This window comes from Buchnera aphidicola (Melanaphis sacchari) (assembly GCF_003096055.1).
In the GTDB taxonomy this organism is placed as follows: domain Bacteria; phylum Pseudomonadota; class Gammaproteobacteria; order Enterobacterales; family Enterobacteriaceae; genus Buchnera; species Buchnera aphidicola_P.
In genome coordinates, this window is sequence record NZ_CP029161.1 from 470,740 (window position 1) to 492,225 (window position 21,486).

A 21,486-nucleotide genomic window follows, 5' to 3' on the forward strand; every position below is an offset into this window, starting at 1 on the left:
TAGTCATATATTATATTTTAAATAAAATATATTAATTTAATTAATAAAAAATATTTGGAATAATTTATGGAAATTATACTGGCTAATCCAAGAGGTTTTTGCGCAGGAGTTAAAAGAGCTATTGCAATAGTAGAACATGCTTTAAAATTTTATAAATCTACTATTTATGTAAAACACGAATTAGTACATAATCAATATGTCATAAAAGATTTTAAAAAAAAAGGAATAATTTTTATTGAAAATATTTTAGATGTTCCAGATCATTCCGTCATAGTTTTTTCAGCTCATGGAGTATCAAAACAAGTAGAACAACAAGCAATAAAAAAAAAATTAATTATTTTAAATGCAACTTGTCCATTAGTTAAAAAAGTTCATGTTGAAGTTTCGAAAGCAAGTAAAAAATCTATAGAAACAATTCTTATTGGTCATCAAGGACACCCTGAAATAATAGGCACACTAAGTAGATATGATAATAAAAAAAGAAAAATACACCTTATTGAAAATATCCAAGATATTAAAAAATTAAAAATTGATAAAAATAAAAAAATAAAGTTTTTCACCCAAACCACCTTGTCAGTTAATAATACAAAATCTATAATTTCAGCTCTTAGAAATAAATTCCCAAATATTTCTGGGCCTAAAACAGAAGATATATGCTACGCTACAACAAACCGACAAAAAGCAATGATTCAATTAACACAAATAAGTGATATAATATTTGTAATAGGTTCTAAAAATTCATCGAATTCCAATCGCTTGACAGAATTAGGCAAAGAAATGAAAGTACCTACAAAACAAATTGAATCATTTCTTGATATCAAGAAAAAATGGTTAAAAAATATAAAATATATTGGCGTTACAGCAGGAGCATCGGCGCCTAATATTTTAATAGAAGAAGTTATTAAACATTTAAAAAAAATAGGCGCAAAAAATATAAGAGAAATTCAGGGAATCAAAGAAGAAAAAATATTCAAAATACCTAAAAACTTAATATACATGAAGAAAAAATAATGAATAAAAATATAACTCGTATTGCAATTTCTGGTGCTACAGGTCGAATGGGTCAAACATTAATTAAAGCGATTAAAAAAAATAAAAATACTTCTTTAATTGCTGCTTTAGTTGAAAAAAATCATCCTTCAATTAATCAAGATATCGGAGAAATTATCGGAATAGGAAAAATCAATACATTAACTAGCGATACTTTAGATATTAAGAAAAATGATTTTGACGTTTTAATCGATTTTACACATCCCAGTGGAACGTTAGAATACTTAAAATATTGTAAAAAATTTAAAAAAAATATTATTATCGGAACAACTGGATTTTCCAAAGAAGAAATTAAAAATATTAAATTATATTCTAATGATATTGCTTTAGTAATGTCTTCAAACTTTAGCATAGGAATTAATTTATTATATGAATTAGTTCATCAAACCACTAAAGTTTTAGGAAAAAATTCAGATATTGATATTATAGAATTTCATCATCGCAATAAAATAGACATTCCCTCAGGTACTGCATTAACTATTGGCGAGAAAATATCAGAAACAATGCAATGGAATCTTGAAGAGCATTCATTATATTATAAAAAAGGAATCAAAAAAACTCGAGAAACAAAAAAAATTGGATTTTCTAGTATAAGATCAGGAGAAATTATAGGAAAGCATAGTACTATTTTTTCAAATTCTTTTGAAGAAATTAAAATTACTCACACTGCTTTTAATAGAGAAGCTTTTGCTCAAGGCGCTATAGAAGCAGCTATATGGGTGAACGCAAGAAAAAAAGGATTGTTTAATATGCAAGATGTACTAAAGAAAAACTAAAAAATATTTTGTTTTTCTTAAAATACAAATATTCTCTACTATAATTAGACAAGAATATTGATTTTAGTTAAAATAAAATACATTTTTTAATAAATTTTAATAATTCTCATGCTATATATTTAAAATTTAATTAATACTATATTTTTTAATGGAGGCTGCTTTGGGTCAATTAGCAGTATTAGTTTTGGAAGATGGAACCAGGTTTCACGGACGTTCCATTGGGGCTAAAGGAAGCACTGTAGGCGAAGTCGTTTTTAATACATCAATCACTGGTTATCAAGAAATAGTCACCGATCCTTCGTATTCACATCAAATCGTTACGTTAACTCATCCGCACATTGGCAATGTTGGAACTAATTATTATGATGAAGAATCATCTAAGCTTCATATAAGAGGTTTAATTATCCGTGATTTGTCAAGAATCTCTAGTAATTATCGAAGTGAAAAAAATCTTTCTTCTTATTTAAAAAAAAATAATATTGTTGGAATATCTGATATTGATACGAGGAAATTAACGCGAATTTTGCGTACTAAGGGTTCTCAAAATGGCTGTATTATGGAAGATAAAAAAGAAAATTATATTATCGCACATAAAAAAGCGAAAAATTTTTTAAGTTTACAAGGATTAGATCTAGCAAAAAAAGTTAGTACAAAGGTTGTTTATAATTGGGATAAAGGCAGTTTATTGCTTCATGAAAAAAAACCTCTTTTTGAGAAAAAAAAGAAATTTTTATTTCATATTGTTGTATATGATTTTGGGGTTAAAAGAAATATACTAAGAATGCTTGTGGATAGAAGATGTTATTTAACAGTTATTCCTGCTACAACAAGTGCCGAAGACGCTCTAAAGTTATCTCCTGACGGAATTTTTTTATCCAATGGACCAGGTGATCCTAGACCTTGTCAATATGCTATAAATGCAATTAAATATTTTCTTAAAATTAATATTCCAATCTTTGGAATATGCCTAGGGCACCAACTTCTTGCATTGGCTAGCGGAGCTAGTATCATTAAGATGAAATTTGGTCATCACGGGGGAAATCATCCTGTTAAAGAAATAAAAACAAACCGAGTAATTATTACCTCTCAAAATCATAGCTTTACTGTTGACAAAAAAAATATGCCTAAAAATATATTTATAACACATAGCTCTCTTTTTGACGGAACCCTGCAAGGTTTATCTTTTACTAACAAACCAGCTTTTAGTTTTCAAGGTCATCCAGAAGCTAGTCCTGGTCCGCATGATGCTGCATATTTATTTGATCATTTTATCAAATTACTCAATCAATCAAAATTTCGTAATTAATTCGGGAAAAAAATGCCTAAATCTACCAAAATAAAATCAATTTTAATTCTCGGTGCTGGACCAATAATAATCGGTCAAGCATGTGAATTTGATTATTCTGGCGCACAAGCATGCAAAGCATTAAAAGAAGAGGGTTATAGAATTATTTTAGTTAATTCTAATCCAGCTACTATTATGACAGATCCCTGCATGGCAGATGCAACATATATTGAACCTATTTACTGGAAAATAATAAAAAAAATTATAAAAAAAGAAAATCCTGATGCATTGTTACCAACAATGGGCGGTCAAACAGCACTTAATTGTGCTTTAGAATTAGATCGACGGGGAATATTAAAAAAACATAATGTAAAAATTATTGGAGCAACAATTAATGCAATCAATAAAGCTGAGGACAGAAAGCTATTTGAAAAATCAATGAAAAAATTGCACTTAAAAACTGCAAAATGCGGTATTGCACATAATATTGAGGAAGCTTTGTTTGTTTTAAAAAAAGTAGGTTTTCCATGTATTATAAGACCTTCTTTTACTATGGGTGGACATGGTGGTGGAATTGCTTATAATCAAGAAGAATTTGAAGAGATTTGTGAAAGAGGATTAAAATTATCCCCAACAACAGAACTTTTAATTGATGAATCACTTATTGGTTGGAAAGAATACGAAATGGAAGTCGTACGAGATAAAAATAACAATTGTATTATTGTCTGTTCAATAGAAAATTTAGATCCTATGGGAATTCATACCGGAGATTCTATTACTGTAGCGCCAGCTCAAACGCTAACAGATAAAGAATATCAAATCATGAGAAATGCTTCCATGGCAATTTTATGCGAAATAGGTGTGGAAACGGGAGGCTCTAACGTTCAGTTTGCAATCAACCCCAAAGATGGACGCATGATTGTCATAGAAATGAATCCTCGTGTTTCTCGATCTTCCGCATTAGCATCTAAAGCAACTGGTTTCCCTATAGCAAAAATAGCTGCTAAACTAGCTATTGGATATACATTAGATGAACTTGCTAATGATATAACAGGTACAAATACTACAGCATCATTTGAACCTTCAATAGATTATATAGTTACTAAAATTCCTAGATTTAATTTTGAAAAATTTTTAGGATGTAATGATAGATTAACTACGCAAATGAAGTCTGTAGGCGAAGTAATGGCTATTGGGCGAACTTTCCAAGAATCTATACAAAAGGCTATTTGTGGATTAGAAATTGGCATGAGTGGTTTTGAATCAAAAATCTCACATTTAGAAAAAAAACAAGGCTTAATAAAAATCAGACATGAATTAAAAGATCCTGGTGCTGAACGTATTTGGTATATAGGTGATGCTTTTAGAATTGGAATGTCTGTAAATGATGTATTTGAATTAACATCAATTGATCCTTGGTTTCTTTCTCAAATTCACGAAATTATTAGTTTAGAACAAAAAATTATAAAAAGAGGATTTATTGGTCTAGATTATAATTTTTTTTATTTTATTAAGAGAAAGGGATTTTCAGATTTACGAATAGCTATGTTAACTGATACAAAAGAACGCGAAATACGCCACCTTCGATATAAATTAAAATTACATCCTGTATACAAAAGAATTGATACGTGTTCAGCAGAATTTTCAACTGAAACGGCATATATGTATTCAACATGGGAAGACGAATGCGAATCACATCCTAATAAATATAGCAGGAAAATTATTGTAATAGGCGGCGGCCCAAATAGAATCGGACAAGGAATAGAATTTGATTACTGCTGCGTGCATGCAGCTCAAGCATTAAGAGAAGATGGATTCGAAGCTATTATGATAAATTGCAATCCAGAAACTGTATCAACAGATTATGATATTTCTGATAGACTTTATTTCGAACCAATTACCTTAGAAAACGTTTTAGAAATAGTTGAAGTTGAAAAACCTCAAGGAATTATTATTCAATATGGAGGTCAAACACCATTAAAATTAGCTCGTGAGTTTGAAAAAGAAGGAATACCTATCATCGGAACAAGCCCTGATTCAATTGATAAAGCTGAAGATCGCAACCGTTTTCAAAAAATTGTAACTAAATTAAAATTAAAGCAACCTTTAAATGCTACAGTTTTAACATTAAAAGAAGCGAAAAAAAAAGCATTAAAAATTGGTTACCCTATTATGGTTCGACCATCATATGTTCTAGGTGGAAGAGCAATGGAAATTGTCTATGAACCATGTAACTTAGACTCTTACTTTCAAAAATTTTTAAAAGAAGATAATAAAATACCTATTTTACTAGATCAATATTTAAACTATGCTATAGAAGTTGATGTGGATGCAATATGCGATGGAAAAACAGTATTGATCGGAGGTATCATGGAACATATTGAACAAGCTGGAGTACATTCAGGAGATTCAGCATGTTCCTTACCAGTTTATACGTTAACAAGTACTATTCAAAATAAAATAAAAAAACAAGTAAAAAAATTAGCTTTTGAATTATCTGTTAAGGGATTAATGAATGTACAATTTGCTATTAAAGATAATGAAATATACATTCTTGAAGTTAATCCAAGAGCTGCACGAACAGTCCCTTTTGTATCAAAAGCAACTGGTTTAGCTTTAGCAAAAATTGCTTTACGAGTAATGTGTGGGAAAACACTATTTGAACAAGGATTTTGCAAGGAAATTATTCCTCCATATTTTTCAGTTAAAGAAGCTGTTTTTCCATTTGATAAATTTACAGGTGTAGATCCTATTCTAGGACCTGAAATGCGTTCTACAGGAGAAGTAATGGGAATTGGAAAAAATTTTTCAGAAGCATTTTCTAAAGCTATGCTTGGCGCGCATACAAACATGAAAAAATCAGGTCGTGTTCTTCTTTCAGTAAGAGATAATGATAAAAATAGTGTTATTAATTTAGCAGTTAAATTAAAAAAATTTGGATTTAAAATAGATGCTACGAAAGGTACATCTATAGCTTTGAAAAAATCCGGCATTGAATCCCGATTAGTCAATAAAATGCATGAAGGAAGACCTCATATACAAGATCGTTTAAAAAATGGAGAATACGCATATATAGTAAATACAACTTCTTGTCACCAAGGAATAAAAGATTCAAAATTAATTTGCCGTAGTGCATTACAATACAAAGTTCATTACGATACTACACTTAATGGTGCTTTTGCAACTGTTATGGCTTTAAATGAAAGTCCAACAAAAAATATTATTTCTTTGCAGGAAATGCATCAAAATATTTATTCAGTTAGATTAAATAATAAATCGAGTTAAAATTAATAAATTGTATACATATATTATAAAATATATTTATAAAATGAGATAAAGAAAAATATATGAATATCAGCCTAATTGCAGCTATATCAAATAACTTGGTAATTGGTAGAAATAACAAAATACCCTGGTATATGCCAGAAGATCTAAAATGGTTTAAAAAAAATACAATCCATAAAGTTGTAATTATGGGTCGTTTAACTTGGGAGTCTATTTTACGTCCTTTACCAATGAGAATAAACATAGTTATTAGTCATAAAAAAATAAAACAAAAAGGAATTATATGGGCTGATTCTATCACTAACGCTATCATTATTGCTATACAATATAATCAAGAAATCATGGTCATTGGTGGTGAAAAGATATATAAAAAAATGTTGTTTTATGCAAATAAATTATATTTAACATATATAGATCTTGACATTATAGGTGATACTTATTTTCCCCAATATCAATTATATAAGTCTTGGAAAATAATATTTAAAAAAAAATACTAAAAAATAGTAAAAACCCCTATAATTTATGTTTTAAAATATTATTAAGATAAATATTTTTTTAAATATGTTTATTTTTGGAGATAAGGTTGATAAAAATATTTTTTATCTTCCCATCTCATTACCATTAATTCACCACCCCAACAACAACCATGATCTAATGCAAAAAAGGGAGCATCTATATGAACTCCTCTTAAAGATGACCAGTGACCAAATACAATGGAATATTTCCTAGAAAAAGAATTTTTCATTTTAAACCAAGGAATTAAAGGATATGAATTAATATTAGGAGATTTTTTATATGTAAAATTTAATTGACCATTAGGATAGCAATATCTCATTCGAGTAAAAGAATTAATGGAATGTCTTAAATGATTTATTTTATTAAAATATTTTTTTGAATTACAAATCTTATCATCATAAATATTTTTTAAAAAAAAACGAAAGTCGTCACTTAACAAATGTGATTTAATTTCTAAAGCATATTTCTTTGCTAAATTTATATTCCAAGCTGGATTGATGCCAGCATGCACCATAATAATTCTTTTTTGTTTATCAATACATAAAATAGATTGAGATCGTAACCAATTAATTAATTTTAAACTGTCTTTTGCGGACAAAAAAGCATCAAAAAAGTTTTCTTTTTTATTTTCTTTAACACCAAAATATACAGAAATTAAATTTAAATCATGATTTCCAAGAACTATTTTTATTCTATTTCTTATAGAATAAAGATATCTTAGTACTTCAAGAGAATTATTTCCCCTAGAAACTAAATCTCCTGCTATCCACAAATAATCTTTTTTAGAGTCAAAAGATAATTTTTTTAAAATTAACCGTAATTCATCGTAACAGCCATGAATATCGCTGATTAAATAAGTGCTCATTTTTTTTCTTTAATGTATTTTTAGAATTATTGTTTAAAATATTATTTTTTACAACATAGTTAGATAGTCTACAATACTGCGATATGGAAATATTTTCTGCTCTTAATCTTGGATCAATATCTAATTTTATTAAAACGTTCTCAGAAAATATTTTTTTTAAACTATGGCGTAACATTTTTCTTCTTTGTTGAAAAGCAATATTTGTAATATAACTTAAAATATTAATATTATGCGTAAAATATGGAACATTCGAAGTATGAGGCGTTAAATTAACAAAGGAAGAATGAACTTTAGGAATTGGCCAAAAACGTTCTGGAAAAATATTTAACAATATTTTTATATCACAATAATATTGAGCAATAATACTTAAACGACCATATAATTTACTTCCTGGAACAGCAACTAAACGCTCAGCTACTTCTTTTTGTAACATAAAATTCATATCTTTAATAATATTTATATTTTTAAATAAATAAAAAATTAAAGTTGTAGAAATATGATATGGTAAATTTCCAAAGATACGAATTAATTTATTTTTTTTATTATATAAATCTAAATAATCAAATTTTAAAGCATTCTGACAAAAAATATTTAATTGAGAATAAAATGAATATTTTTTTAAAAAATTTAACAAATTCTTATCAATTTCAATTACTATTAATTCTTTGATTAAACGACAAATTGGTTTAGTCAAAGCAGCTAAACCTGGACCTATTTCAATTAATATTTCATTTGACTTAGGATTGATTATTTGAACTATTTGAGCAATTATATCTTTATCAATAAGAAAATTTTGACCTAATTCCTTAATAGGAAAGTGATATTTTTTTATTCGATTCATAGTAAGAAATATCTAATATTTTTTTAAAAGTGAAATACCGTTAAACAATTTTTATATAAGAGATATCTTTAAGTTCTTTTATCCATTTTTCTTTTTCTTTCTGTAATTTATGTTTTAATAAAAAAAATCGTATTCTATCTTTTTCTAAGTTAAAATTAGAATTTATTTTACGTATATCTAATAACTTTATTATATGCCATCCAAATTTAGATTTAACAGGTTTACTGATATTATTTTTTTTTAAAAAAAATAAAATATTTCCTGAAATACCGTCAAAAAAATCTTTTTGAATCCAACCTAAATCACCTTTTTTTTTAGAAGAGTAAACATCATGAGATAAAAATTTAATAGCGTAATCAAAACTATAATTATTACTTTTAATATTATTATATATTTTAAAAATTTTTTCTTTTGCCTCAATATCACTTAAAATAATAGAAGGACGTATCAAACAATGTTGTATATGAAATTCATTGACAACTTTTTCTTCATTATCAATGATGCGATCTATTTTAAAAATATAAATACCTTTCGTGTTCACAATAGGACCTAATACTTGGCCTTCTCTTAAAAAATCTATTTTGCTTGAAAAATTTTTTTGAACATCTTTTAATGATATTGATAATATTTTTTTTACAAAAAAAATACTGCTAATACGTTTTTTTTTAAAGTTATTATAAAAATAATCAAAAGAAAATTTTTTTTTAATACTAATCATTAAATTATTTATTAATAATTTTTTATTAAATTTTATACTATTTTTCTGAAAATTGGGCAAATAAATATACCTCAAATTCACTCTTTTTAATTGATTTCTAGATTTAATTGTTTTATTAAATAATAAATAAATTTCTTTTTCTGAAATACGAACTCTTTTTTGTAGCTCATAATCTTGCATTATTTTAATAGTTAATAATTTTTTAATATTTTTAATATAATCATTATAACTGATAAATTGATTAACTTCTTTTGAAAGAATATATTGTTTTAACTCACTAATAGTAAGATTTTTACGGAGTGCAGTTTCTTGAAAAATATTGTTTAACTGATCGTTAGTTACAGTAACATGAAATTTTTTTGCCTCCTCTAATATTAAAGCATCAGTAATTAATTTATTGATTATTTGATCTTTTAAAAAATTAACTTTTAAAGGTATTCTAACAGGTAAATATTCTTTTTTAAGAAAATGTATTTCTTTATCTACATCACTTTCTAATATAACTTGGTTATTTACAATAGCAACAATTTTATCTAATTCTTCTGAGTGAATATAAAAAAAACTCCAAAAAATATATAAAATTAAAAAAAAACATACTTTCATTATCATCCTTATTTTTTTATGTATTTAAAAACTAATATATATTTAATTTATTAAAAATTAAAAAAACTAAATTTTAATATTTTATGTAAAAGATTTAAATATATTTATTGAGATTGTATTAAAAAGAAAATAAAATAAAAATATGTTATTTTTAATAAAAAATTTTATCATTTATTATTAAATAGAATAAAATCTATTAAAATAATAAAATTAAATTGATAATTTTATAAAAATTCTTTATTTTATATTCATTAATAAAAAAATTCAAAAACGAGTATTTATGGAATCTTGGTTAACGTCTTTAATTACACAATCTTTAGGATACTCCGTATTTATAATAGTTATTATTTCTTTTTTAGAATCTCTTGCATTAGTAGGATTATTACTACCAGGGATAGTATTTATGTCTATTATAGGAACCTTTATAGGAAATGGAAAATTACTTTTTTATCCATCTTGGATAGCAGGTTCAATTGGTTGTTTTCTAGGAGATTGGTGTTCATATTATATAGGTTTATATTTTAAAAATTATTTATATAACCTAAAATTTTTAAAAAAAAATTATAATTTATTAAAAAAAACACAAGATTTACTATATAGACACAGTATAATAACAATATTAATAGGTCGTTTTATCGGCCCCACACGACCCCTCGTACCTATGGTTGCTGGAATGCTAAAATTACCAACAAAAAAATTTATTTTTCCTAGTACATTAGGATGTATATTATGGCCTCCAATATATTTCTTTCCTGGAATTATTACAGGAATAGCTATTAATATACCACAAAATCCTGAAAATAATTACTTCAAATGGTTTTTATTAGCTATTTCTATTTCAATATGGATGGGAATATGGCTAGCCTCAAAATGGTGGAAAATGAGAAAAATAAAAAATAAAAAAGATGTAAGTTTTATTAAAAAACATATTGGATGTATGACATTAGTAACTCTATTAATCGGAATTAGTGGATTAATATTAATACAATTTCATCCTACAATGATAATCTTTAGAAAATTTTTTTCTGCTATATTATTATAGCAGTTTTATAAAAAATTATTTTTTGAAATACATAAAATCAATATGTAATAATTTCAACTTAAACGAATGTCTTTGTATTGCGTGTACTTTAACAATATATTTCTTATCGTCAATTGATAAAAAAAAACTTTTATTATAAAAATCTATTTTTTTTTGAAAATTAAGTACAGTATTATGATCTAAAATAAGAGAAACAGGATCTTTGTCTAAACCATATAAAATCCCAGGTATTTTATCTTGCATACGTAATCTTCGACTAAAACTTTTTCCTTTTTGGTATCTAATTTTTGCTCTTAATACTATCATATTATTTTCTCCGTAAACAAAACTTTATATTTTATTATATTTATTTTTTTAAAGATTTTAACCAAATAATTTCTTCTTTCCATATTTTAGAGTTAATTGTTTCTAATATCATAGGAAGATTATCAAAATTATTATTTTGCATGATCCATTCAAAAGCTACTGTTCCAATTTCCCCTAATCCCAGACTATTATGTCGGTCCACACGACTATTTAATTTCTTTTTAGAATCATTTAAATGAAATGCTTTTAAATATTTTAATTCAATGAAATTAAAAAATTTTTTAAAAGTTTCTTCACAATCTTTTTTAGTGCGTAAATCATACCCTGCTGCAAATAAATGGCAGGTGTCTAAACATATTCCAATTCTAGACTTATCATCAACTTTATTGATTATTTCAAATAAATGCTCAAAGCAATATCCAACATTAGTGCCCTGTCCAGCAGTATTTTCAATTACAGCAATTACATTTTCTGTATTTTCCAAAGCTATGTTAATAGACTCAGAAATTCTTGATAAACAATTAATTTCAGAAATTTTATTTAAATGACTTCCTGGATGAAAATTTAAAAAACATAAACCTAATTGATTACAACGCATCATTTCATCTATAAAAAACGCACGTGATTTAGCCAATAAATTATCTTCAGGATGACCTAAGTTAATTAAATAACTACTATGAGGTAAAATTTTATTGAATAAAAAGTTATACTCAATACAAGATTTTTTAAATTTATTTATTTCTTCATCTACTAGAGGAGCAGAATTCCATCGTAACTGATTTTTAACAAATAATGAAAAAGCTGTTGCTTGTATTTTAAAGGCTCGCAATACCGCTTTTTCTAACCCTCCAGAAGAACTAACATGTGCGCCAATATAATTCATTTTTTTCTTTTAAAAAATCAAATAATTAACATATTAAAAAAATTTTATCATACTTAAAAAAAATATTCTAATTATTAAAATTCAATCAATATTTTATTAATTATTTTTTCAAAAAAAACTCATTTCGAACATTTATATTAGATTTAAATAAACCTGAAAAAAAAGATGTAGAAGTACTACTCGTGGTATCGCATATTCCTCGAGCTTTTACACAAAAATGATCCATATGCATAATAATAGCAACATGTTCAGTGTTTAATAAAGCTTTTAAAACTACCAATATTTGTTTCGTCAACCGCTCTTGCATTTGAGGTCTTTTTGAATAAAATTGAGCAATTCTATTAATTTTAGATAAACCAATAATTTTATTTTTTGGAATATATGCAATATTAGCTTTCCCTTTAATCGTAATAAAATGATGTTCACAAGTACTCATTAAAGATATATCCCGTACTATGATCATTTCATTAAATTGCATTTTATTATCTATTAGTGTAATTTTCGGAAAATTTTTATAATCTAAACCTGAAAAAATTTCATTAATATACATTTTTGATATACGAATTGGTGTTTTTTTTAAACTATCATTATCTAAATTTAAATTTAATACTTTCATAATTCTACGCATGCATCGTTCAATTAGCAATTTTTTTTCTCTTATCGATATATTATTATGTTTTGAAAAAATTGGATTTTCTAAACCTTTTGATACTAATGTAGTATATGCTAAATTAGCTTCTTTACTAATTTCAGTCATCATTTAAAATTTTTCCTTAGCACTTGGAATATATCTTCAAAATAATTTATAGATATATCATATAATCTTTTCCATAATAAAATATATACAAGAAATAGTATTATAATATATAATCTGTAATCTATTATAATATATAAAATAAAATATATCTAATACCATTCCTTTTTGGATATAAAATGAAAAAAAATCATAATACTTTTTGTAATTTAATCGAAATTTTACAAAAATATTGGAAAGATCAAGAATGTATAATTTTTCAACCATTAGATTTGCCAATAGGTGCAGGTACATTTCACAACAGAACGTTCTTTGAAACCATTGGGCCTGAACCTATTAAAGCAGCATATACACAATCTTGTCGTCGACCAACAGATGGAAGATATGGAAATAGCCCTAATAGACTGCAACAGTATTATCAATTTCAAGTCATTATCAAACCTCCTATAGAAGATATTCAAAACGTTTATTTAAATTCTTTAAATGTATTAAAAATAAGCGAAAAAAAACATGATATACGTTTTGTAGAAGATAATTGGGAAAATCCAACTTTAGGTGCATCAGGAATTGGCTGGGAAGTTTGGTTAAATGGAATGGAAATTACTCAATTCACTTATTTTCAACAAGTCGGAGGTTTAGAGTGCAATCCTGTAACTATAGAAATAACATATGGTTTAGAAAGGATAGCTATGCATCTGCAAAATCAATCTGATGTGTATAATTTAATTTGGGACGAAAATAATTCTAAAAAAGTTACCTATGGAGATATCTTCAAGCAAAATGAAATAGAACAATCTAAATATAATTTTCAATATGCAAATATTAATTGGCTATTTGAGTATTTTGAAAAATATTTGTCAGAAGCTAAACAACTTGTTGAATTTAAAGATCCATTATTATTAATTTCTTATGAAAAAATATTACAAGCAAATCATATTTTTAATTTATTAGACGCGCGAAAAGCAATATCTTCTAGTGAACGTCAAAACTATATTTTAAAAATTAGGGAAATAACTAAGATTATTGCAAAAAAATATCTATCCTTTAAAAAAGGAATAGGTTTTCCAGTATTCTATAAAAGAGAAAACAAAAAATGCTAAAAAAAACATTTTTAGTTGAAATAGGAACAGAGGAATTACCTGCACAAATTCTATATAATTTAATTTGTGCTTTTTTAAAAAATTTTAAAAAAGAATTAAATACATATAACATTTTATATAAAAAAATTAATTATTTTGCGACACCAAGACGACTAGCATTAAAAGTTATAGATATTGATACTTCAGAAAAAATAAAAAAAATTCTTAAAAGAGGACCATCAGTAAAGAACTCTTTCAATCAAGTTGGAAAACCAACATCAATTTTAAATCACTGGATTAAGCAATATAATATTGATATTGATAAAACTCATAGAATAAAAACATCTAAAGGAGAATGGATAGGATACTTAATTGAAGAAAAACAAGAAAAAATAGAATCTTTAATACCGAAAATAATAGAAAAATCTCTTAAGAAAATTACTCATAATCATTTTATGAAATGGAATTCAAGTCAAACAAAATTTTGCCGCCCGATTAGAAATATAGTAACTCTATTGGATAGTCATCTTATTGAACAAAAAATATTTAATATTATTCCTAAAAATATACTTCATAATCATATTTCTTCTAAAAATAAAAAAATTTATATCTATGAAGCAAAAGATTATCCTGAAATCTTATTCAGAGAAAATAAAATTATAGCTGATTATCAACAAAGAAAAGAAAAAATAATCAAAGAAGCAGAAAAAATAGCTAAAAAAGTAAAAGGATTTATAAATAAAAATATTACTTTAATTGAAGAAATAACTTCTTTGGTTGAATCGCCCAAGATTCTTTTAGGAAAATTTTGTCAAAGGTATATTAAAGATATACCACAAGAAATACTTTCATATACTATTGAAAAAAAACAAAAATGTTTTCCAATATATAATTCAGAAAAAAAAATTTTACCATATTTTATTTTTATTGCTAATATTCATCCAAAAAAAATTAAAGAAATTATTTACGGAAACGAAAAAGTTATAAATGCGCGTTTGTCAGATACAGTATTCTTTTTAAAAAAAGATAGAAAAATAAAATTAGAAAATCGCCTAATATTTTTAAAAAAAGTTTTATTTCATAAAAATTTAGGAACTTTATACGATAAAACAATGCGTTTAAAACTATTAACAGAATGGATATCTTCTTACGTCACAATTAATAAAAATAATTTAATTCGAGCTTCTTTACTATCGAAATGCGATCTCATCACTGATATGGTATCTGAATTTCCAGAATTACAAGGAATAATAGGTATGCATTATGCCCTGCAAGATAGAGAAAATAAAGAAGTTTGCGAAGCTATAAAAGAACAGTACCTTCCATCTTTTTCAGGCGATCAACTCCCTTCAAGCCTTATCGGCTGTATATTATCAATCGCAAATAAAATAGATACTTTATCCGGAATGTTTTATATTAACCAAATCCCATCTTCTGAAAAAGATCCATTTGGATTACGACGTGCAACTTTAGGAATAATACGTATTATCATTTTAAAAAAAATACCTTTAAATATAAAAGATTTAATTTTTAAAAGCTTAAACATATACGATAAAAACAAAAATAACTTTTTACAATTGAATAAAATAGAAAATTTTTTTATAGGAAGATTATTATTTTTTTATGAAAGTCAAGGATATAATTCTTCAATTATTCAATCGGTGCTATCTTCTGGATTATCTGATCTCTTAAATATTGATAAAAAAATTAAAGCTATATCAAATTTTCAAAAAACAGATAGATACGAATCAATAATATTAATAATTAAAAGAATATCAAATATATTGAAAAAAAATAATAATGAAAAACTTAAAAAAGATCAATTTAACATTGATTTAATACAAGGAAAAGAAGAAAAAAAATTATTTCAAGAAATAGAAAAATTTAATAAACAAACAAAAAAACTATTTTTACAGAAAAAATATATAAAAATTTTACTAAAAATAATAATTTTAGAAAAACCTATAAACAACTTCTTTAATACAACTAAAATAAATCACAAATGTTGTAATATTCGCAAAAATAGATTAATCTTGCTTATGACATTAAAAAAAATATTTTCTAAAATAACAGATTTTTCTTTTTTGTATTAAATAAAAATAAGCAATTTTGTTATAAATAAATATTAATTTTTTCTAATATTTTTAGAAAATATTTAAATAACCTATAAAGATTTTAAAGTTCCCTTAGGAATTAATGAAACTATAAAATCTTTTTTGATAAAAACTTCTGTTTTATCATTTAATTGTAGTAAAATATATCCATTTTCTTTAATTTTAGAAATACGCCCTAAAAATCCACTTTTTGTCATAACTTCGTCACCTAAAGAAAGTGAATTCATAAGAATTTTATGTTGTTTATCTTTTTTTTGTTGAGGACGAAAAAGAAAAAAGTAAAAAATTATCAAAAATGTTAATAATACAAAAATTAAAGAATAAGAATTATTGTCTAATGATTCACTTACTGCAGCGTTAGCATTTTCAAAAAAAATATTCATCTACTTTTATCCTTTTAATATAATGCGTCTTTTATTGTAAAAATTTGATATAAATTCATTAAATTTTTTCTTCTTAATAGATTCTCTAATGTTTTTCATAAGCGTATGATAATAATGTAAATTATGTATTGTGTTTAAACGAGATCCTAACATTTCATTACAAGCATCTAAATGATGCAAATATGATCGGTTATAATGACAACAAGTATAGCAAGAACACTGATCATCTAAAACAGATAAATCAGTTTTATATTTTTTATTTCTAATTTTAATTATTCCATTAGTTACAAACAAATGACCGTTCCTAGCGTTTCGCGTAGGAATTACACAATCAAACATATCTATACCTCGGTAAACAGATTCTATTAGATCTTCTGGTTTTCCTACTCCCATTAGATATCTAGGTTTATTTTTAGGCATCTGAGGAACAATATGATCTAATAAATTATACATTTCTAATTTAGATTCTCCAACAGCTAAACCACCTATAGCATAACCATCAAAACCTATTTTTTTTAATTCTCTACAAGAGATATCACGCAAAGATTTATATATTCCGCCATGAATAATCCCAAATAATAAATTTTTGTTTTTTATGTTTAAATCAAAATATGAACGACTTTTTTGAGCCCAATATAAAGATTTTTCCATAGATAATCGCGTTTTTTCAATATTTTGATTATATGCAATACATTCATCAAAAATCATGATAATATCAGAGTTTAAGCTTAATTGCATTTTTATTGAAATTTCAGGAGTTAAAAAAAATTTTTTACCATTGATATGATTTTGAAAAATAACTCCATCTTTATTAGATTTACAAAATTTTGAAAGACTAAAAATCTGAAAACCACCTGAATCAGTTAAAATAGGATTTTTCCAATTCATGAATTTATGCAATCCTCCATGCATTTTTATTATATCTTCTCCTGGCCTTAAAAACAAATGTAGAGCATTTGCTAAAATAATTTTGCTACCTGTATCTTTAATTTCTTCTGAATTAAGCGATTTTACAGACGCATAAGTACCAACTGGCATAAAAAGAGGAGTTTCTATGATATTTTTATCAAATTTAAAAATACCACATCTTGCACAATTATCTTCGTGAGTAATTTGAAAATTCATCTGATCCTCATAATTTTTATTTAAAAAATTATATATTTTTAATATATATTTTCATACGGAGCTAACTTATTATAAGTTATATACATAGCATCACCATAACTAAAAAAACGATACTTTTCTTTAATAGCTTCATAATAAGCATTCATAGTGTTTTTGTAACCTAAAAAAGAGGATACTAAAATTATTAAAGTAGATTCGGGAAAATGAAAATTAGTAATGAGAGCGTCAACAATATTATGTTTATAACCAGGTTTGATAAATATATTTGTTTGACCAGAATAATTTGTAGTTTTCTTCCAAGAAGATAGATGATAAACGCTTTCTAAAGCACGCAGCGTGGTTGTTCCTACAGCTATTACGCGACCACCATTTTTTTTACATATTTTAATTTTATTAATTACGTTTTGAGAAACATTAAAAAATTCAGAATGCATAGTATGATTTTCTATTTTTGACGATTGAATTGGTTGAAACGTACCACTTCCTATATGCAAAGTAATATAATCTATACTTACCCCTTTTTTCTTTATTGCTTCTAGCAAGGGAAAATCAAAATGCAAACCAGCAGTAGGGGCTGCAACAGAACCTAAATTTTTTTTATATATAGTTTGATAAAGATCAACATCTAAATTATTATTTAATCTTTTAATATATGGTGGTAAAGGTGTACATCCGATATATTTAATAATTTCAATAGCTGAATTCAAACTATTTAAAAAAGATATTTTATAAAAAGGTTTTTGATAACTTAGTATATTGGCTTGAATTTTTTTGTTTTTTCCAAAAAATATATTAGAATTTATTTTTACTGAATTAGATGATTTAATGCGCACTAAAATATCTTTTTTATTCAATACTTTTTCTAATAAAACTTCTATTTTCCCGCCACTTTCTTTGTACCCGAATAAACGTGCTGGGATAACTTTGGTATCATTAAAAATAATTAAATCGCCAGGGTTAATTTCGTTTAAAATATTAAAAAAAAATTTATGATGTATATGCCCCGTATTTCCATTAACAACTAATAAACGACAACTACTTCGAATTAAACAGGGATAAAATGCTATAAGCGATTTAGGTATATTAAGTGAAAATTTACTAAGATGCATATAATGTTTTCTTTAAAAAAATTAATTATATAAATAAGTACTATTAGTGTTTTATTTTAGAAGAAGAAAATTTAATTGTATTTTTTAATTTTTGACCAGCTTTAAAAACAACTACACGTCTTGAGGGAATAAGAATAATTTTGCCAGTTCTTGGATTTCTCCCAGGACGAGATTTTTTATCTTTTAATATAAAATTCCCAAAACCAGACAATTTTACATTTTCTCCTCTTTCTAAAGATTTACTCACTTCTTCAAAAAAAAAATTTACAAATTCTTTTGAATCGCATTTAGTTAAGTCTAATTTTTTAAATAAATTTTCTGAAATTTGATTTTTTGTTAACACCATATAGTCACATCCTTAAGGTAATATTCAATTCATCTTTTAATGCTTTAACGCACCCATCAATCATTAAATTAATTTCATTTTCTTCCAGTGTTTTATTTTGATCTTGAAAAATAAAACTAATTCCTAAACTTTTTTGTTCATTAGAAGTATCATGAGGAAAATATACATCAAATAAATTAATATCTACCGCTTGATTTAAAAAAAATTTTTTACATATTTTTATAATTTCAGAAAATAAAATATCTTTTTTTACTAAGATTGCTATATCGCGACGACTTTCAGGAAATTTAGAAACTTTTTTTATTTTAAAAAAAGGAGCAATCGGAATATTATTTAATGATAACTCAAATAAAAAAGTTGAGGAGTCTAAATTTAATTGCTTTTCTAACCTTGGATTTATTTTTCCCATGCGCCCAATAAATAAATTATTTATATAAATTTTTGCACTTTGTTCTGGATGCAAACTTGGTATTTTTGAATTTTTAAATTCTATATTTTTTTTATTGTGTACTAATTCTAATACAGACTCAACATCACCTTTCAAATCATAGAAATCTAATTTTCTACGTTTTGAAAACCAATTTTCTTTTTCTTTAAAACCACTTATTATTCCAGCTAAAAATAGCTCTTGATTTACTCCTAAAATTTTATTTTTATCAATTGAAAAACAAAAACCACGTTCAAATAAACACATACTATCTTGTCTACGATTAGAATTATATACAACACTCTTAAGAAGTCCAGGCCATAATGATAAGCGCATAGATGATAAATCTTTAGAAATGGGATTAGAAAGTAATAACGAATGAATATTAGGAAACATAATACTTTGTAAATCTGGATTAACAAACGAATAAGTTATTATTTCATGATAACCTCTAAAAGCTAAGAAAGAAGTTGCTTTATCTAATAAATCTTCTTGAAAATCTTTTTTTTGAGTAAAAATTAATTTTTCTTTTATTGGAGAGAACAAAATATTATTATAATTATAAATACGCAGTATATCACTAATTATATCTTCTTCAATTAAGATATCTGATCTCCATCCAGGTGGTATAACTTCAAGATATTCTTTTTGAACATCTAATACAATATATTCAAGACGTGATAAAATGTTTAAAATTAAAGAAAATTGAATAGTATGACCAACTAATTTTTTGAATTTATTTAAATTTAATTTAATTTTTTTTACTAATATTAAATTAGTATCTTGTTTCTGTACCTTTTTGCTAATAGGACCAACTTGACCACCACATATTTTAATAATTAAATTTGTAGCATATTGTAAGGCATATTTTTGTAAATTAGGATCAATTCCATAATTATGGTAATCTAAAATTTTATTATTATTTATTTTTTTAAGTATATTTAATGTAAATTCTCTATCAATATAATATGAACATAAAAATATACTTGTAGTTTTTTCATTTATCTCTACAGATTGAGAATTTATATTGCCAGGTATAAATAATATTTTTTTATTATCGGAAAAAGATAAAATGTTTTTATTTAAAATTATTTTTGGATAAGCATTTGAATGTAAAAATTCTTTTTCGTTAGACATACTAATTTGAATAAAGCGATTTATTTTATTGGCATCAATTATATTTAAAGGTTGACCAATTTCAATTAAAACATAATTAATAATATTATCAATAATATTTTTTGATAACAAATCACAAAAAAATAATTTTTTTTTCATCCAAAAAGGAGTACTTACATTTAAGTTAGTATTTTTAATAATACGACCAAAAAAATTAATATTTTTTTTTCTAACATTAATATTAATTGGAAATTTATCTACAATTTCTTCTGAAAGAACATTTAATTTTAATTTAATTTTTTCTAAATTATTTATCACAGCTATATTACGCGCTATTCCTAAAATACTTAAACTGTCTGCACGATTTGGCGTAGCAGAAATTTTAATAATATTATCTTGAAGCAAAAAATAATCTTTAATTTGAGCGCCAACAGGAGCTTTTTTAGGAAGTTCTATAATATCATTACTATAATTATTAAATAAACCTAACTCAAAAAAAGAACAAAGCATGCCTTCAGATTTTACCCCTTGAATTATTTTTAAATCAATTTTGAATTGATTTCGTAAAACACTACCAATAGTAGCTACCACTACTTTAATGTTATTTCGGCAATTAGGAGCTCCACAGACAATATTTAGTACTTTTTCACGACCTATATCTAATTTAATAATTTTTAGTTTTTTAGATTTTGGATGATTAAAACAGCTAATTATTTTTCCAACGATAACACCTTTAAAAGTAGGATTAAAAAAATTAACTGATTCAATTTCTATTCCGGAATCAATTATTTGATTTTGTAAAGTAATACTATCAATATTTGGATTGACCCATTCTCGTAACCAATTTTCACTAAATTTCATTT

General features: G+C 24.9%; 19 protein-coding genes. 8 read left to right on the forward strand and 11 right to left on the reverse strand.

The genetic code is table 11. From position 1 onward, the window contains the following. Positions 1–66 precede the first annotated feature (66 nt). From ispH to DD681_RS02325, 5 genes are all read left to right on the forward strand, one after another. Positions 67–1,011 carry a 4-hydroxy-3-methylbut-2-enyl diphosphate reductase gene (gene ispH, locus DD681_RS02305; RefSeq protein WP_158341395.1) on the forward strand — a complete coding sequence of 315 codons (945 nt, stop codon included), beginning with the start codon at positions 67–69 and terminating at the stop codon, positions 1,009–1,011. Continuing rightward, entirely contained in the window at positions 1,011–1,826 is an 816-nt protein-coding gene (dapB, locus tag DD681_RS02310) for a 4-hydroxy-tetrahydrodipicolinate reductase (RefSeq protein ID WP_158341396.1), read from the forward strand. The genes ispH and dapB overlap by 1 nt, the downstream gene beginning before the upstream one ends. A gap of 148 nt (positions 1,827–1,974) precedes the next feature. Further along, entirely contained in the window at positions 1,975–3,132 is a 1,158-nt protein-coding gene (gene carA / locus DD681_RS02315; protein WP_158341397.1) for a glutamine-hydrolyzing carbamoyl-phosphate synthase small subunit, read from the forward strand. Between the two features lie 12 nt (positions 3,133–3,144). Next, complete coding sequence (gene carB / locus DD681_RS02320) at positions 3,145–6,396, forward strand: carbamoyl-phosphate synthase large subunit (protein ID WP_158341398.1); 3,252 nt, start codon at positions 3,145–3,147, stop codon at positions 6,394–6,396. A gap of 62 nt (positions 6,397–6,458) precedes the next feature. Beyond that, entirely contained in the window at positions 6,459–6,893 is a 435-nt protein-coding gene (locus DD681_RS02325; protein ID WP_261788351.1) for a dihydrofolate reductase, read from the forward strand. A 68-nt stretch (positions 6,894–6,961) separates the two neighbouring features. Here the strand turns inward: DD681_RS02325 and DD681_RS02330 are convergent, their stop codons facing one another. The 3 genes from DD681_RS02330 to DD681_RS02340 are packed head-to-tail and all read right to left on the reverse strand — an operon-like array spanning position 6,962 to position 9,945. Next, positions 6,962–7,777, reverse strand: coding sequence for a symmetrical bis(5'-nucleosyl)-tetraphosphatase (locus DD681_RS02330; RefSeq protein WP_158341399.1), 816 nt, complete (start codon positions 7,775–7,777; stop codon positions 6,962–6,964). Further along, positions 7,734–8,618 (reverse strand): 16S rRNA (adenine(1518)-N(6)/adenine(1519)-N(6))-dimethyltransferase RsmA, encoded by an 885-nt coding sequence (rsmA, locus tag DD681_RS02335; protein ID WP_158341400.1) that lies wholly within the window; start codon positions 8,616–8,618, stop codon positions 7,734–7,736. Before rsmA ends, DD681_RS02330 begins: the two co-directional genes overlap by 44 nt. A 40-nt stretch (positions 8,619–8,658) precedes the next feature. Further along, positions 8,659–9,945 (reverse strand): peptidylprolyl isomerase, encoded by a 1,287-nt coding sequence (locus DD681_RS02340; protein WP_158341401.1) that lies wholly within the window; start codon positions 9,943–9,945, stop codon positions 8,659–8,661. 274 nt (positions 9,946–10,219) lie between these two features. Between DD681_RS02340 and DD681_RS02345 the strand changes: the two genes are divergently transcribed. Next, on the forward strand, positions 10,220–10,981 hold the full coding sequence (locus tag DD681_RS02345) for a DedA family protein (protein WP_158341402.1): 762 nt from the start codon (positions 10,220–10,222) through the stop codon (positions 10,979–10,981). Positions 10,982–10,996: 15 nt separating this feature from the next. Here DD681_RS02345 and rplY read toward each other — a convergent pair whose 3' ends face one another. The 3 genes from rplY to folE form a co-directional block, all read right to left on the reverse strand. Continuing rightward, positions 10,997–11,287: a 50S ribosomal protein L25 gene (gene rplY / locus DD681_RS02350; protein ID WP_158341403.1), complete on the reverse strand. Its 291-nt coding sequence runs from the start codon at positions 11,285–11,287 to the stop codon at positions 10,997–10,999. A 40-nt stretch (positions 11,288–11,327) separates the two neighbouring features. Beyond that, complete coding sequence (nfo, locus tag DD681_RS02355) at positions 11,328–12,170, reverse strand: deoxyribonuclease IV (RefSeq protein WP_158341404.1); 843 nt, start codon at positions 12,168–12,170, stop codon at positions 11,328–11,330. 100 nt (positions 12,171–12,270) lie between these two features. After that, positions 12,271–12,927, reverse strand: a complete 657-nt coding sequence (gene folE / locus DD681_RS02360) for a GTP cyclohydrolase I FolE (protein WP_158341544.1) — start codon at positions 12,925–12,927, stop codon at positions 12,271–12,273. 176 nt (positions 12,928–13,103) lie between these two features. Here folE and glyQ point away from each other — a divergent pair, with 176 nt between their 5' ends. Further along, positions 13,104–14,024, forward strand: a complete 921-nt coding sequence (glyQ, locus tag DD681_RS02365) for a glycine--tRNA ligase subunit alpha (protein WP_158341405.1) — start codon at positions 13,104–13,106, stop codon at positions 14,022–14,024. Next, on the forward strand, positions 14,018–16,096 hold the full coding sequence (gene glyS, locus DD681_RS02370; protein WP_158341406.1) for a glycine--tRNA ligase subunit beta: 2,079 nt from the start codon (positions 14,018–14,020) through the stop codon (positions 16,094–16,096). Before glyQ ends, glyS begins: the two co-directional genes overlap by 7 nt. 71 nt (positions 16,097–16,167) lie before the next feature. On the opposite strand, the gene yajC is transcribed toward glyS, so the two are convergent. Genes yajC through pheT form a run of 5 tightly spaced genes read right to left on the reverse strand, consistent with a single transcriptional unit; the run spans position 16,168 to position 21,484 of the window. Beyond that, positions 16,168–16,500 (reverse strand): preprotein translocase subunit YajC, encoded by a 333-nt coding sequence (gene yajC, locus DD681_RS02375; protein ID WP_158341407.1) that lies wholly within the window; start codon positions 16,498–16,500, stop codon positions 16,168–16,170. Positions 16,501–16,506: 6 nt separating this feature from the next. Continuing rightward, positions 16,507–17,625, reverse strand: a complete 1,119-nt coding sequence (gene tgt / locus DD681_RS02380; RefSeq protein ID WP_158341408.1) for a tRNA guanosine(34) transglycosylase Tgt — start codon at positions 17,623–17,625, stop codon at positions 16,507–16,509. Positions 17,626–17,663: 38 nt separating this feature from the next. Further along, on the reverse strand, positions 17,664–18,734 hold the full coding sequence (gene queA / locus DD681_RS02385; protein WP_158341409.1) for a tRNA preQ1(34) S-adenosylmethionine ribosyltransferase-isomerase QueA: 1,071 nt from the start codon (positions 18,732–18,734) through the stop codon (positions 17,664–17,666). A 43-nt stretch (positions 18,735–18,777) separates the two neighbouring features. After that, positions 18,778–19,080 carry an integration host factor subunit alpha gene (locus DD681_RS02390; protein WP_158341410.1) on the reverse strand — a complete coding sequence of 101 codons (303 nt, stop codon included), beginning with the start codon at positions 19,078–19,080 and terminating at the stop codon, positions 18,778–18,780. 4 nt (positions 19,081–19,084) lie between these two features. Then, positions 19,085–21,484, reverse strand: coding sequence for a phenylalanine--tRNA ligase subunit beta (gene pheT, locus DD681_RS02395; RefSeq protein ID WP_158341411.1), 2,400 nt, complete (start codon positions 21,482–21,484; stop codon positions 19,085–19,087). Positions 21,485–21,486: the final 2 nt, after the last annotated feature.

What these genes read in the sequence shown, in the direction of transcription:
- dapB (WP_158341396.1), top strand. Translation starts at nt 1,011, where the DNA reads ATGAATAAAAATATAACTCGTATTGCAATTTCTGGTGCTACAGGTCGA.
- nfo (WP_158341404.1), bottom strand. Translation starts at nt 12,170, where the DNA reads ATGAATTATATTGGCGCACATGTTAGTTCTTCTGGAGGGTTAGAAAAA.
- DD681_RS02330 (WP_158341399.1), bottom strand. Translation starts at nt 7,777, where the DNA reads ATGAGCACTTATTTAATCAGCGATATTCATGGCTGTTACGATGAATTA.
- DD681_RS02345 (WP_158341402.1), top strand. Translation starts at nt 10,220, where the DNA reads ATGGAATCTTGGTTAACGTCTTTAATTACACAATCTTTAGGATACTCC.
- yajC (WP_158341407.1), bottom strand. Translation starts at nt 16,500, where the DNA reads ATGAATATTTTTTTTGAAAATGCTAACGCTGCAGTAAGTGAATCATTA.
- folE (WP_158341544.1), bottom strand. Translation starts at nt 12,927, where the DNA reads ATGACTGAAATTAGTAAAGAAGCTAATTTAGCATATACTACATTAGTA.
- ispH (WP_158341395.1), top strand. Translation starts at nt 67, where the DNA reads ATGGAAATTATACTGGCTAATCCAAGAGGTTTTTGCGCAGGAGTTAAA.
- DD681_RS02390 (WP_158341410.1), bottom strand. Translation starts at nt 19,080, where the DNA reads ATGGTGTTAACAAAAAATCAAATTTCAGAAAATTTATTTAAAAAATTA.
- queA (WP_158341409.1), bottom strand. Translation starts at nt 18,734, where the DNA reads ATGCATCTTAGTAAATTTTCACTTAATATACCTAAATCGCTTATAGCA.
- glyS (WP_158341406.1), top strand. Translation starts at nt 14,018, where the DNA reads ATGCTAAAAAAAACATTTTTAGTTGAAATAGGAACAGAGGAATTACCT.
- tgt (WP_158341408.1), bottom strand. Translation starts at nt 17,625, where the DNA reads ATGAATTTTCAAATTACTCACGAAGATAATTGTGCAAGATGTGGTATT.
- glyQ (WP_158341405.1), top strand. Translation starts at nt 13,104, where the DNA reads ATGAAAAAAAATCATAATACTTTTTGTAATTTAATCGAAATTTTACAA.
- DD681_RS02340 (WP_158341401.1), bottom strand. Translation starts at nt 9,945, where the DNA reads ATGATAATGAAAGTATGTTTTTTTTTAATTTTATATATTTTTTGGAGT.
- carA (WP_158341397.1), top strand. Translation starts at nt 1,975, where the DNA reads ATGGAGGCTGCTTTGGGTCAATTAGCAGTATTAGTTTTGGAAGATGGA.
- carB (WP_158341398.1), top strand. Translation starts at nt 3,145, where the DNA reads ATGCCTAAATCTACCAAAATAAAATCAATTTTAATTCTCGGTGCTGGA.
- rsmA (WP_158341400.1), bottom strand. Translation starts at nt 8,618, where the DNA reads ATGAATCGAATAAAAAAATATCACTTTCCTATTAAGGAATTAGGTCAA.
- DD681_RS02325 (WP_261788351.1), top strand. Translation starts at nt 6,459, where the DNA reads ATGAATATCAGCCTAATTGCAGCTATATCAAATAACTTGGTAATTGGT.
- pheT (WP_158341411.1), bottom strand. Translation starts at nt 21,484, where the DNA reads ATGAAATTTAGTGAAAATTGGTTACGAGAATGGGTCAATCCAAATATT.
- rplY (WP_158341403.1), bottom strand. Translation starts at nt 11,287, where the DNA reads ATGATAGTATTAAGAGCAAAAATTAGATACCAAAAAGGAAAAAGTTTT.